Source organism: Paenarthrobacter sp. NPDC089714 (assembly GCF_044748905.1).
In the GTDB taxonomy this organism is placed as follows: domain Bacteria; phylum Actinomycetota; class Actinomycetes; order Actinomycetales; family Micrococcaceae; genus Arthrobacter.
In genome coordinates, this window is record NZ_JBIVGX010000001.1 from 637928 (window position 1) to 651012 (window position 13085).

Annotated in this window: 9 protein-coding genes; 6 read left to right on the plus strand and 3 right to left on the minus strand. The window is 63.1% G+C overall.

Features of this window, described 5'->3' with window-relative positions; translation table 11 throughout:
- Window positions 1–40 precede the first annotated feature (40 nt).
- Window positions 41–3385 carry a chitobiase/beta-hexosaminidase C-terminal domain-containing protein gene (locus ACIPY3_RS03030; RefSeq protein WP_400329914.1) on the minus strand — a complete coding sequence of 1115 codons (3345 nt, stop codon included), beginning with the start codon at window positions 3383–3385 and terminating at the stop codon, window positions 41–43.
- Window positions 3386–3706: 321 nt separating this feature from the next.
- Between ACIPY3_RS03030 and ACIPY3_RS03035 the strand changes: the two genes are divergently transcribed.
- Together ACIPY3_RS03035 and ACIPY3_RS03040 are read left to right on the plus strand one after the other, a co-directional pair.
- Complete coding sequence (locus ACIPY3_RS03035) at window positions 3707–4501, plus strand: hypothetical protein (RefSeq protein WP_400329917.1); 795 nt, start codon at window positions 3707–3709, stop codon at window positions 4499–4501.
- A gap of 116 nt (window positions 4502–4617) precedes the next feature.
- Window positions 4618–5124: a hypothetical protein gene (locus ACIPY3_RS03040; protein ID WP_397322331.1), complete on the plus strand. Its 507-nt coding sequence runs from the start codon at window positions 4618–4620 to the stop codon at window positions 5122–5124.
- A gap of 71 nt (window positions 5125–5195) precedes the next feature.
- Here the strand turns inward: ACIPY3_RS03040 and ACIPY3_RS03045 are convergent, their stop codons facing one another.
- Both ACIPY3_RS03045 and ACIPY3_RS03050 read right to left on the minus strand, forming a co-directional pair.
- Window positions 5196–6542 carry a hypothetical protein gene (locus tag ACIPY3_RS03045; RefSeq protein ID WP_400329920.1) on the minus strand — a complete coding sequence of 449 codons (1347 nt, stop codon included), beginning with the start codon at window positions 6540–6542 and terminating at the stop codon, window positions 5196–5198.
- 248 nt (window positions 6543–6790) lie between these two features.
- The gene (locus tag ACIPY3_RS03050; protein WP_400329923.1) at window positions 6791–9514 is read right to left on the minus strand and encodes a GH25 family lysozyme; all 2724 of its coding nucleotides are present in this window, start codon (window positions 9512–9514) and stop codon (window positions 6791–6793) included.
- 289 nt (window positions 9515–9803) lie between these two features.
- Here ACIPY3_RS03050 and ACIPY3_RS03055 point away from each other — a divergent pair, with 289 nt between their 5' ends.
- The 4 genes from ACIPY3_RS03055 (at window position 9804) to ACIPY3_RS03070 (ending at window position 13052) form a co-directional block, all read left to right on the plus strand.
- A complete protein-coding gene (locus ACIPY3_RS03055) occupies window positions 9804–11027 on the plus strand; it encodes a CpaF family protein (RefSeq protein WP_400329926.1) in 1224 nt (407 codons plus the stop codon).
- Complete coding sequence (locus ACIPY3_RS03060) at window positions 11027–11884, plus strand: type II secretion system F family protein (protein WP_400329929.1); 858 nt, start codon at window positions 11027–11029, stop codon at window positions 11882–11884. Before ACIPY3_RS03055 ends, ACIPY3_RS03060 begins: the two co-directional genes overlap by 1 nt.
- Window positions 11881–12822, plus strand: a complete 942-nt coding sequence (locus ACIPY3_RS03065; protein WP_400329932.1) for a type II secretion system F family protein — start codon at window positions 11881–11883, stop codon at window positions 12820–12822. The genes ACIPY3_RS03060 and ACIPY3_RS03065 overlap by 4 nt, the downstream gene beginning before the upstream one ends.
- A 71-nt stretch (window positions 12823–12893) precedes the next feature.
- Window positions 12894–13052: a hypothetical protein gene (locus ACIPY3_RS03070; protein ID WP_400329935.1), complete on the plus strand. Its 159-nt coding sequence runs from the start codon at window positions 12894–12896 to the stop codon at window positions 13050–13052.
- Window positions 13053–13085: the final 33 nt, after the last annotated feature.

Sequence of the window (13085 nt, forward strand, 5' to 3'; positions counted from 1 at the left end):
CATAGGGCAGGTAGCCCCGTCCTGCCCTATGTGGCTCTGGTCAGGGGAGCGATGTGAAGCCTCCCCATCCCCAGCCGACCTGGCTGCGGGACAGCCAGCCGGACGTTCCATTGCCCGGGTAGAGGAACAGATTGCCACCGGCGTCCCGGGCCAGGACGTCGTTCCTTCCGTCCCCGTTGAAATCACCGGGTCCCATGATGGCAGTCATCGAGGACCAGCCACTGCCCACTTGCACCCGGCTGAGCCAGCCGCCGGTACCGTTGCCCGGGTACAGCCAGAGGATGCCTGAGGTGTCCCTGGCCAGCACATCTGTTTTCCCGTCACCGTTGAAGTCGCCCGTGCTCAGGATGGCGTTCATGGCGTTCCAGCCTGAGCCGACTTGCGTCACAGTGCCGAAGCCGCCTGTCCCGTTACCGCGGTAGAGCCAGAGGGCGCCGGCGGAGTCCCGGGCCAGGACGTCGGCCTTGCCGTCGCCGCTGAAGTCGCCCGGCGCCAGGATGAGCGTCATGCTGTTCCAGCCCGTCCCGGCCTGGATCCGCGGTTGGAGTCCACCGGCCCCGTTTCCTGCGTAGAGCCAGAGGACACCGTTGGTGTCCCGGGCCAGGACGTCGCTGCGGCCATCGCCGTTGAAGTCCTTGGTGGGAACGATCGCGGTGAGTGAGTTCCATCCTGTTCCGAGGGACTTCTGGGTCAACCAGCCGCCCGAGCCGTTGCCCGGGTAGAGCCAGAGCGTTCCACCGTTATCGCGGGCAATCACATCGTTCTTGGCATCGCCCGTGTAGTCCTTCCAGGTGTTGGCCGGTGGCGCTGCAACCGTGTACGACTGGCTGACGATTGCCGAACTGTTGCTGGCCGGATCTACCGCAAAGTACTTCAGCGTCATGGCCGCCGTCAGCGTGATCGGCGTGGAGTACTTGTTCGCGGCCGTGGCCGTCGGATTGGTCCCGTTGGTGGTGAAGTAGATGCTGGAGCCGGCTTCATTGGCCGTCAGCGTGATTTGCTGGTTGGCAGGGTAACTGCCCGCGGCCGGATTGGCTGTGACCACCGGTGGCGTTGTATCCAGCACTGTGTAGGCGGTGGACTGGACTGCCGAGGCGTTGCCGTAGGCGTCCACGGCGAGGGATTTCACGGTGGTGTTACCCGTCAGCGCAAACGGCGCCGTGTACGCCTTGGTGCTTCCAGTGGCTGCCGTGCCAGGCGTGGTGCCGTCGGTAGTGTAGAAGATACCGCCGGCCTCGCTGGATGTCATCGTTACGAGTTGGCCGGAGGGATAGCCACCGGCCGCCGGGGACACCGTCAGCACAGGCGCGGTGTTGTCCACCGTGTAAGCCTGCGTGGCGACGGCCGAGGAGTTGCCGGCCGTGTCTTTGGCGAAGTACTTCAGGGACATGGTCTGCAATGGCAGGGGTGCCGAATACACGGAGCTTGTCGCGGTGGGGGTGCTTCCATCAGTGGTGTAGTAGATGGTTGCAGCCTCGTTGACGGACAGCGTAACGGTCTTGTTGGGACCATAGGTGCCGCCCGCTGGATTGACCGAAACCACCGGGGCCGTGGTGTCCGCAGCGGACACCGTAACCGTTCGGGTGGCTGTGGACGTATTTCCTGCTGCGTCCCTCGCCTCGACCGTGAACGTTGCCGTTCCGTTGGGCAAGTTGGTGTACGCCTTGGGCGACGTGCATTCAATGAAGGCATTGTTGCCGAGCTTGCAGCGGTAGCCTGCGATGTCGCTTGACGTCGACGTAAAGACGAACGACGGCGAGGCACCCACTGTTGCTCCCTGCGCCGGTGAGGTGATGCTCACCTGGGGAGCGGTCAGGTCTGCCGTCACTGTCACCGAGGCGACCGGGCTGATGTTTCCGGCCATGTCTGTTGCCCTGACCCGGATCACATGCTGGCCTGCCGTGGCCAGGTTCAGTGTCTGCGCGTTGGCGCAGGCCGTAAACGCGGTAGTGGAATCAATGGAGCAGGAAAGTACCGAGTCCGGATCTGACGTCACCCCCAGAACCGGAGAGCCGTTGACCGTTGACCCGTCAGCAGGTGCTGTGATGACCGGCGCCTTCGGGGCTGTCAGGTCGACGGTGAAGGAACGGGAAACCGGAACGCCGGATGGTGCCGCCCTGACGGAGAAGGTGTAGGCTCCGGCCGCCAAGGCGGTGGCGGGCGTAAAGCTCCCGCTGGTGCAGCCGGTCCAGACCGGTGCAGCCGCGCTCAGCTGCAGGCTGCAGTCGAGGGCGCCGCCCGGAGGCGTCGACGCCACAGTGAAGGTGGGCGTGGAGTCGTTGGTGAAGGCGGGGTTGGCCGCCTGGGTGCCGTTTGCCGCCGTCGGGCCGCTGACGATGGACGGCACGATGCCGCCGAGGCTCTGCAGCCTGCCCTGTCCGCTCGGCTTGGTCGGGTCCAGTTGGCCGGGATCGTCCATGACCAGGACCTTGCCGTCCCGCATGGTGATGCCGCCGACCTTGCTGAAGCCAAGCGCCCACTGGTTGTCCACTGAGTCGTTGCTCAGGTCGATCCGGGAGATCGTGTCCTTGCCGGCATCGGCAATGCCGGTGCCGCCGCCGGTTCCGGTGTAGAGCACCAGGGGCGTCTCCCAATCGTAGTAGATGGCCGTTGGCTTACCGACGTTGTACAAGGCTGTAGGTACATAGTTGGTCAAGACGCCGTCGTCCGGTGCAGTGAAGACTGTCAGGCCCGATGTTTCCGCGACATATACTACGACGTTGCCGCTGCTGTTGCGGTGGGTTGCCGCGATCCCCAGCGAGCTGGAATTGACCGAGGCAATGGACTCGATGCTGGGGTGGAGTGCCGTTGGATCGGCGATCTTGACGATGGACCTGGCATTGGCAAAGGACAAGTAGATGTTGCCGTCAGGACCGTCACTGGCAGCGTTCGGCCGGAGGTCACCGTCAAAAATAGTCAACTGGCTCTTGTAGTTGAAAACACTGCTTCCCGCGTTCCACACGGCCCGGTATACCTCGGAACTTCCGACGGCGGCATCCGGAATGAACGCGATTTCGTCACCGCTGCCCGGGTTGCCCGGTGTTGGATCGATGATTGCCGGCGTGCCGGCGAGGGCGGGCCCAGTCTTATGGCCGGTGAGGGTTCCGCCGAGGCACGTGCTGGTTTCGAGGCCGCCAGTGGTTGCACCGGCCGTCTCGGTGACACGGCAGAAGCCGGCCCTGGAGTCGGATACCCAGATCCGGCCCTTCGGGTCGACAACTGCGCCGGCAGCCTTGGTCAGGCCGACAGCCACGGTTTGGCGGGCCTGGTCAGCTGCGGCGGGACCGGCTGCCAGCATTCCCGTCAGTGCCGCCGTGGCCAGGCTTGCGGCCGCAACGACGGCGGTTGTTTTCCGACGCCGGAGCCGTTCGCCCTTGGTGCCCAAGGCAGTATGGCGGGAGGTTTCATGAGAGGTTCTTGAGCGACCGGAGAGGGCAAGGCATGCCAAACCAAGCTGAAGAACACTGCGATTGCGCGTGTCCACCGAGGGATCCCCACTTCATTCGGATGCTCCCCAGCTCCGCATGCATTGGTTATTCGCCCCACGCCGTTTCCGGCTGCGTCTTAGTACATCTTCCCCCAATTTTCACATTTGTCACTAGTGGAATTTTTCGGCACAGTCCGGAACCTGCCCCCTCCCCGGTCCTGACCGCGCCCTGTCTTGACCACGGATTGCATGCCACGGACGATTGAGGTGGAGGTAGCGATGCGCAGAATGATCCCTTTGGCAGTGCTCCTGGTGATGCTCGTGGGCGGATGCAACGCCCCTGCGCCACAGCCCTCTGCCAACTCCAGCCCGTCGGCTTCCACGGGCGGCACCGTGACCGCGGCACCCAGCCCGTCGCCGTCGTCCGTTCCGTTGAGTGACCCACCCGGCCAAGGTGACATCGGCCCCGGTGACGACGAACCTGGCCGCTACTCCTTCCGTTGCACCAGCCTGGACGCATCTCCGGAAGTGCAGCTGTCCAGCCTTGCGGAGGTCTGGGCCGCAACCAACTACACCCGCATGGGTTCCTGCGAAGTTGGCTACGAAGGCCAGCAGCCATTCGAAGCGACACCCCGTGAAGCCGAAGCGGTTTCTGCCGCCGGCCAGCAGGACGGGGGAGACGGGGGATTGGCCGTCATGCTGGACATCCTCCGGCTGTGCACCAGGATCAGCGACGAGGCGGGGCCGGACGGGTTTGCAGGAAGTGCCAAGGCAACGCTCCTTGCTGCAGCCCAATACTGCCCCGAAGCCCCGCAGGGCAAGATCCTCACCGGCTGGGCCAACGGGACGCGCGTGGGCGATGGTACCCATGCCGTCGGGGAACAGATGGAACCGGGCAGCTACCAACTGGTCAAGCAAGGGGTTTCCACCGACGGATGCACCTGGTCGGTCGCGGCGCCAGGCGGAATCGTCGTAGCCAGCGGCGGCCTTCCCGAGGCCTCCAAGACCGTGGACCTGGCGGCCGGCCAAAACTTTACTAGTGACAAATGCGGAATTTGGGGGAAGATGTACTAAGACGCAGCCGGAAACGGCGTGGGGCGAATAACCAATGCATGCGGAGCTGGGGAGCATCCGAATGAAGTGGGGATCCCTCGGTGGACATGCGCAGGCGCAGTGTTCTTCAGCTTGGTGTGGCAACAATTGCCCTGGCCGGTTGCTCAGGAACCAAAGTAGAAACTTCCCAAACCTCCGCCCTTGACGTGGCGCCGGCCGTCGCGAAAGACGACCATGTGGCCAGGGAAAAGCCCGAGCCGTTGGTCAGGTACCAATTCACGTGCCTGGCCGCAGACGGCAGCCTCATTGGCAAGTTCTCAAGCTTGGAAGAGGTGTGGGCTTCCACCCGCTACATGCACATCACGGACTGCCAAGTGGCCTATGTTGGTTCGGGTCCGCACGTGCTGACATCCGAAGAGACTGCTGCCGTCAATGCAGCGGTGGCTGCCGGAGCCCCGGGTGGACAGGCCTCCGAACTCTGCCTCCGGATCATCCGTGCCTCTACCCGGACCGATCCGCGGAACCTGGCGGCTTCCCTGGCCGCCTACGGCGTTCCCGTGGTGAAAGGATCCCTGACGCTGGCGCCCTTGGCGCCTCAGGCTGCCATTTTTACGCGATGGCTGAAGACTGCCGTGGTTTCCTAGCAATTATTTGTGCTGCACAAACAAATGGCGCGGACCCTTTTCGGGTCCGCGCCATTGCCGCTGCCGGAATTCTAGGCCAGCAGTGAATTCATGGCATTGATCAGCGTGGTTTCCACGCCATTTGCGCCGGCCTTGAAATGGGCAATATGCCCATAGACGGTCATGGAACCGCCGGCAATTCCCGGATAATCCGGCTCCCAGCCACCCTCGTAGCTGCCCAGGGGCATTGATGGTGGAAAGAATTCATTGCTGGGAATGTAGCAGCAGGACTCGTTGGCATATCCACCCACGATGATTCCGTTGGTGCCGCCGTTCCTGTTGCGGAAGTAGGCGGCATAGCCGCTCACAAGTTCGCCACCGATCATGGCGATCTTCAATTGGGGGCTGCCGTTGAACTTCCAGACCTGGAACGGGGAGGGCACGGATGTGGCGTAGCTGTTGCTGTCGATCCGTCCGATCATCACCTGTGCATGGCGTTGGTACCACTGTGGCTGCCCGTTCGGGTTCGGAAGGCGGGAGACATAGGCGGCCCGCACGGCTGCGAGGTTTGCCGCCGTCGGGGTGATGTCCAGCGGTAACTGAACTTCTTGGTACCGGGTGACCATGGGGCCGGCCAAGGCGCGGCCTGCAGACTGCATATTGTTGTTGACCGTGGCTCCCAGCGCGTCGCCATGCTGGTCCCGCAGTTCCCAACTGCGGACGCCGCCGGGATCCTGGTCGCCGGCGGGTCCCTGGATGAACATCGCGAAGCAATTCGGGTTGCGGTTCTCGATATAGTTGCAGGCGCCGGCGGCGAAGTCCCCATCGAAAAGCGTCCGCAGCCCTGCGCTGATGGGGTGGCAGCCATAGCTGAAGATCACGGCCGCCGGGGTGCCGTTACCCCGTCTTGCTACCAGGATTGGCACAGCCGTCTCGGTATAAGGCAGGCCCACGCGGTTTGCCGAGAAATTCTGGGTGGAGACCTTGTAGTCGAAAGTTACGGCTGTCTCGTCCGCATCCAGGGCTTCCTGCGCGAGATTCACGATGGTGTCCTCCAGGTCCGCGCTGTAGGACCGGACCAAGCCCAGGTCCGAGAGCCCGTACGCCATGAAGGGATGCAACGTGTCGATCAAGGCGGGGCCGTTGTGGGTGTGCGTGGCCTGGATGAGGATGTCACTGGTGGACCAGTCCGCCAGATCCAGGATCCGGTCCCTGATGCGTTGGTGCATGGCCCGCGGCAAGGCCAGCACATCCAGGCTGATGATGATGTGCGGATTGGCGTCTTCCCAGATGAGGATGGCCCGGGCGTAGAGGGGCTCGAATGGCGAACTGCTGGTGGCTTCGCGCCCGCCATCGGTAGTCCCATATCCTGCCATATACGGATTGGTGCTCAGGGACGGCGTAATGTCAGCGATGGCAGTTCCAACTCTAAACGCCATAAAAGATCACTCCTTGATTGCGCGCTGCAGGATGTTCTTCGTTTGCCCCCAAACAAAGTCCGTTTCCCGAATGCGCTGAACAGCCAATACGTGAGACCACCTTCATTAGAACATGTGATGGAGGAATTTAGGCCGGTTCAAGCCGGATTAATATCGTGTGCGGCCAATGTCTCGTGGGACAAACGCACGAGGGCCCGTCCACGCGGAGAATTTCCGTGGACGGGCCTTCATGACGTACCGCCGGGTGGTTACCTGGCTGCGGGGGCAAGGATGGTCAGGCCGTTCCATCCGGTTCCGACCCTTGACGGGGTGCCCCAGGTGCTGTTGGAACCAACCGGGTAATAGCGGAGCTCGCCGCCAGTGGTGCGGCCCATGATCCCGGTGGACCCTGCCCCGGCAAAACTGCGTATCGCGCCGAAACTGGAAATGACATCCCAGCCTGTGCCCACCACGCGCGGGGTTTCGGCGATGAAATTGCCGGTACCGTTGCTTCGGTACAGTTTGAGGTCACCCGTGGCGGTCTTGGCCACGAGGTCGGCGTTCGAATCTTTGTCGAAATCCATTTGAACGATGTCCAGTCCAGACCAACCGAGGCCGATGGAGACTCCGGTGGAAACCGTCTTGCCACTGGGGTTGGCGAAGTAGTAGAGGCGGCCGTTGGCGTCGTAGCCCACGATGGCCGGATTCGCATCGGCCTTCTTCCACGTACCCACCGTCAACGTCCAGTTCTTCCAGTTGCTTCCGAGGGAGATGGGAGCGCCAAAACCGCTGCCGCTCCTGCCCGGGTAGACGTTCAGGCGTCCGTCGGACCACTGTGCCACAATGTCCAGCGCACCGTCGCCGTTCCAGTCGGTGACGAAGCCTGCTTGGAGCCCGGCCCACCCGGTTCCAATGAGGTCCTCGGGCAGTAATGCTGTTGTTCCCGTGCCGGGGTAGCGGTAAAGGTTGGCGTCCGGGCGAACGGCCAGAAGGTCCTCTTCATCGATGCCCAACGTGGTCTCCACATCCAGGGGTGCCCCGCTGATGAGCGTGGCATCGTTCCATCCAAGGCCAATAAGGCTGCGGTTGCCCCAGGAACCGGAGATGGCCGGGTAGTAGTAGAGGTCGCCGTTGGCTGCCCGGGCCTGGAGGCCTTGGGAGGCTGCGCCGCTGAAGTTGATGGCGGAGCTGACCGCGCTCATGCCGGACCATCCGGTACCGATGGTCCTCGCGGGCTCGTTGATGAAGCTGCCCACACCATTGGACCTGTAGAGGCGCAACGTCCCGTCTGCGGTTCGTGTGACCAAGTCCTGGTTGCCGTCGCCGTCGAAGTCGATCTGGTTCAGCTGGTGCCCGCTGAACCCGGTGCCGATCCTGACACCGCTGCCCAGGGCCCCGCCGCCGGAATTCGGATACCGGTAAAGGTTGCCAAGGTAGTCCTGCCCGATCACGCCGGGATACGGATCCTTCGAGTTCCACCAGCCGACGGTGAGGGACATTTCTTGCCAGCCGGAACCCACTTGGATGGGGGCGTAGAAACCCCCGCCGGGAGCGCCCCTGAACACTTTCAACGTGCCGTCGGACCATTGCGAAAGGATGTCCTGGACGCCGTCCTGGTTCCAGTCGACCACGTAGGCCGCCTTCGCTCCGGACCAGCCCGAACCTATGGTGACCGGGCCGGTGATCCTGCCGCTGCCATCTGCCGGGAAATTGTCGAGCCTGCCCGCCGCGCTGGTGGTGAGGATGTCGGCGCCGGACTTGATGGATGGATTTGAGGGGTAGGAAACGCCGCGGGCGAAGGTCCGCAGCTGGTCATAGCTGCCGTTGAAGATGTTCGAGTCGCCCTGGAAGGGGCCCGTGCTGCTGTACTGCCACATGGTGTAGTTGCCCCAGCTTGCCGGCATGGTGCCGGGGGAGTTGGTGGGGTTGGACCAGTAGGAGGCGATCCATAGGGGGTAGCTGCCGAAGGTCGTGTTCCCGACGCAGGTATTCCACCAGTCGGTGGTGCTGTAGATGACGGGGAAGCGTCCTGTCAGGGCCTTGACCGTGTTGCCGAAGTCTGCGGCCCATTGACCCAGCTGGGCCTTGGACATGTCGTAGCACGTGTTGCCGAAGTAGAAGCCGTTGATGGTTCGGCCGGCGTAGGGGTTGTATTCGATGTCCAGCACAGGAGGCAGCGTGTAGCCGTCAGCTGTCCATCCACCACCGTTGGCAACGAAATAGCGTGCCTGGTCCGCGCCTGAAGACCAATTGGGGATTGCAAAATGGTAGGCGCCACGGACCATGCCCACGTTGCGGGAGCCGTTGTACTGCTGCGCGTAGTTTTCGTTGACGTAGTAATTGCCCTCCGAGGCCTTGACGTACGCCCAACGGGAACCTTGGTTCCACTGGCTTTGCCAGTCCACGTTGCCTTGGTGGGCGCTGACGTCCTGCCCCTGGACGCCCACTGTCGGCTGCCAGTGGCCGGGATCGGGAGCCATGGGCACCACGCTGCCAACGCCGCGCGCTCCAGCGGGGCCTGCGGTTCCGGCTTGCTGCTTCGAAGAAGCAACACGTGGCGACCGTTGGCCCATTTCGGCACCGCCGGCCGGAATGGCCGCCCTCATGGCGGCCTTCAGGGCCTCCGCATCCGGGGCTGCGCCAGGCTTCGCGCGCTCGGCCAAGGGAGTGGGCGCGGTATCGGAAGAAGGTGGCACAGCTGCCGGGCTCCCGGCCGTTGAAGGTTCGACGGCGGTATTCGCGGCCGGCGAGTTACCCGCCGGCGTCTTCGCGGACTGCGGGGCGTCCACGCTCGGCGACGAGCCGATGGGAGGATACTCCGCCTTCGGAACTGTCGGTTGCCCGCTCACCGATGGCGGAACCGGGCGCGGGCCGGAGTCGTCAGCCCAGGCCGGCGTCACCAGGAAGGTACCGGCCGCGAGGGCAAGTGAAAGGGCAAACCCCGCTTTGGCCAGGGGAATGCGACGGATCGACCGTACTGGGTTGCTTGTCATATCCACATTTCCGGCCCTGTGCCGCGGCTCAGCGGCGCATGGTGATGGCTTGCGGACAAGCTCCGGGGCGGGCGCCTGCGCATGAGACCAAAGGCCAGCTCCTAACGGGCATTACCCTAACACCTTCGAAACTGGAGTGACTAGTGGTGCTGGAGCTGCCAAAGGGGTAAATGATGCGGACTTATCCACAGCTTCCACCGGGCTGCTTGGAAGGGCGGTCGTGCTCGCCTAGCGTAAGTAACTCGAGATGCGCCTCTCGTTTACAGGTTATTGGGCTATTGGGGGACTGATGGAAGCACTGCGGATCGTCGAGGGAGAGGTCCGTGAGCTCATCAGGCGAAGCGGTCTGGATCCTTTGGACAAGGGGTCGGATATTCGGCAACTGGTCGATGCGGCAGTTCGCGACTACGACGACAGGTCCCTCCTGGGATCGTTGCCTCCGCTTGGCCCATTGGAAGAGGCCCGGCGGCACGTTTTCGACGCCGTCGCTGGATTCGGCCCCTTACAGCCATTGCTTGACGATCCCGGCATCGAGGAAATCTGGATTAATGCACCCAGCCAGATCTTCGTGGCCCGCAACGGTGAGTCCGAACTGACAGCCATCACCTTGAACGGTCAACAGATCAGCGATCTGGTGGAGCGCATGCTCAAGAGCTCCGGGCGCAGGCTGGATTTTTCCACCCCCTTTGTCGACGCCTCCCTGCCCGACGGGTCCCGCCTGCACGTGGCCATTCCGGATGTCACACGAGAGCATTGGGCCGTCAATATCCGGAAGTTCATTGCACGGGCCAGCAAGTTGGACCATTTGGTGGATATGGGAAGCCTGACGCCACAATCGGCGAGGTTCCTTTCCGCAGCGGTGGCCAGCGGGCTGAACATCCTTGTCTCCGGGGCAACCCAAGCAGGAAAGACGACGCTCTTGAACTGCTTGGCTGCGGCCATCGGTTCCCGGGAACGGGTCATCACTGTGGAAGAGATCTTCGAGCTGCAGTTGCCGCTGAGGGATGTAGTGGGGCTGCAGTGCCGGCAGCCTAACCTCGAAGGGGAGGGTGAAATACCCATGAGGCGGCTGGTCAAGGAGGCCTTGCGCATGCGGCCGGACCGGCTGGTGGTGGGGGAAGTCCGGGAAGCCGAAAGCCTGGACATGCTCATTGCCTTGAACTCGGGACTCCCTGGCATGTGCACTGTGCACGCGAACTCCGCCCATGATGCCGTGACCAAGATCTGTACCCTGCCACTCCTTGCGGGAGCAAACATCTCCAATGCCTTTGTTGTGCCCACCGTCGCTTCGTGCCTTGACCTCGTAGTGCATTGCAGCCGGCATTCCACCGGCCGCAGGCAGGTAACTGAAATCCTGGCCCTTGGCCGCCGGGTGGAGAACGGCGTGATCGAATCGTCGCCGGTGTTCCAGATGGCCGAGGGCCGGTTGGTGCCCAACGGCACCTCGTTGCCCGCCATCGACAAGTTCGCGCGCTCGGGATTCGACGTCGCGGCCCTGCTGGAATTGAACTGATGGCTCCCTTGCTGGGTGCTGTGGGTGGCGTAGGGATGTTCCTGGTGTGGTGGTCTGCCTGGGAGAAGCCCGACACGCAGGCGCGTCGAAACCACGTTCCGCGGAAGCTGGAACTCCTGCTGCTCTCCGCGGGAATCGAAAAGGTTTCCAGTGCTGGCCTGCTGTTTTGTTGTGCGGGCGTTGGCCTGGCGGCGTTCCTGGTCTTCTTCCTGGTCACGGGATCGCTGCCCGTGTCCGCCTGCTTCAGTGTCTTTGGTGCATGGCTGCCCCTGGCTGTTGTCCGCAGGCGGGCGCGGAGACGACGCGCTGTGCTGCGGCAGTTGTGGCCGGATGTTGTGGACCACCTTCGTTCGGCTATCCGCGCAGGACTTTCCCTTCCTGATGCCTTGATCCAGCTTGGCACCAAGGGCCCGGAAGAACTGCGCCACGTCTTCACGGACTTCGGCTCCGACTACAGATCCGGTGGCCGGTTCGATGCTGCCTTGACCACTGTGAAAGCGAGACTGGCGGATCCCGTTGCTGACCGCATCATCGAAGCCCTGCGGATGACACGCGAGGTTGGCGGATCCGACCTTGGCCGCATGCTGGGAACCCTGGCCGACTTCCTCAGGGAAAGTGCCCGGACCCGCAATGAATTGGAAGCGCGGCAGTCCTGGACCGTCAACGGAGCAAGGCTTGCGGTGGCTGCGCCATGGATAGTCCTGGTGGTCATGGCCGGAAGGCCTGAAGCCATGCTCGCGTACAACACGGCGACCGGGGCCATGGTCCTCCTGGGCGGCCTTGTTGTTTCCGCAGTCTGCTATACCGCCATGCTGCGTATTGGTGCCCTTCCCGAGGACGAAAGGGTGCTCGGATGAACGGTTCCACAACCACCGCTGTCCTCCTGGGCCTGCTGTTGGGAACAGGAGCATGGTTGGTGGTTGCCCGACTGCCATTCATGCGCCCTATGACGTTTTCGGACAGGGTGGAACCGCAGCTTAGGACGCTCAACCTCGAATCGAGATTACTTCGGGCCACGGCCACCGCTGGTACCCCCTTTGGTGCGCTGGAGCGGATTCTTCGCCCCGTGATTGGCGATGGATTGGCTTTCGTCAGCCGTTTCAACCCGGGTGGGGCTGCCTTGGCCAAGCGGTTGGCGCGTGCTGGTTCCGCAAAGTCCGTTCTGGATTTCAGGGCCGAACAGCTGGTGTGGGCGGCCGCGGGATTCATAGTCGCACTGATCGGTGTTGCTGTGAACGCTGCCGCAGGCCGATTCAATCCGGTGGGTGGCGTCGCCTTGATCTGGGGAGCCGCCCTGGGCGGCTACTTGCTCCGGGACCACGTGTTGGGCCAGGCCATCAAACGGCGCGATGCAGCACTGTTGTCCCAGTTTCCCGGCCTTGCAGAACTCATGGCGCTCGCGGTGGCCGCAGGGGAGAGCGCCTCAGGGGCGTTGGACAGGATCTGCCGCACCTCACGGGGCGCCCTGGCGGAGGAGTTTGCCGCCGTCCTGGCCGATACCCGTGCGGGCAAACCACTGGTTGAGGCACTCCAGGCACTTTCTGCCCGGACGGACCTTCCTCCGCTGGTCAGGTTCGTGGATGGTTTGGTGGTGGCGGTAGAGCGCGGTACGCCCTTGGCAGACGTGCTGAGGGCGCAGGCAGCTGATGTCCGGGACGCCGCAAAACGCGAGCTCATGGAATCGGCGGGCCGCAAGGAAATCGGAATGATGGTCCCTCTTGTCTTCGGCATTCTGCCCCTGACAGTCATCTTTGCTGCCTTCCCGGCAGTCACGGCTTTGGACTTGAGTTTCTAGGGAGCGCTGCCCACAAACAGCGGACACGACAGTTTTCATTTCACTCACAACCATGAAGAATCGGGGATCCCTTGACCAGCCACTTTTCCACCCGCGCCGCAGGAACCTCCGGCACGCGGAAGCTCTCCGCCTGGGCCATGGCAGTTGTGCTGCGGGCCACCCCTATGGACGACGAAACCGAGCGGGGCGACGTGCCCGGGTGGGTAATGATCACCTTCTTGACTGTCTGAGATTTCACCAGGTCCCTGGCTGAGGTGAAATTA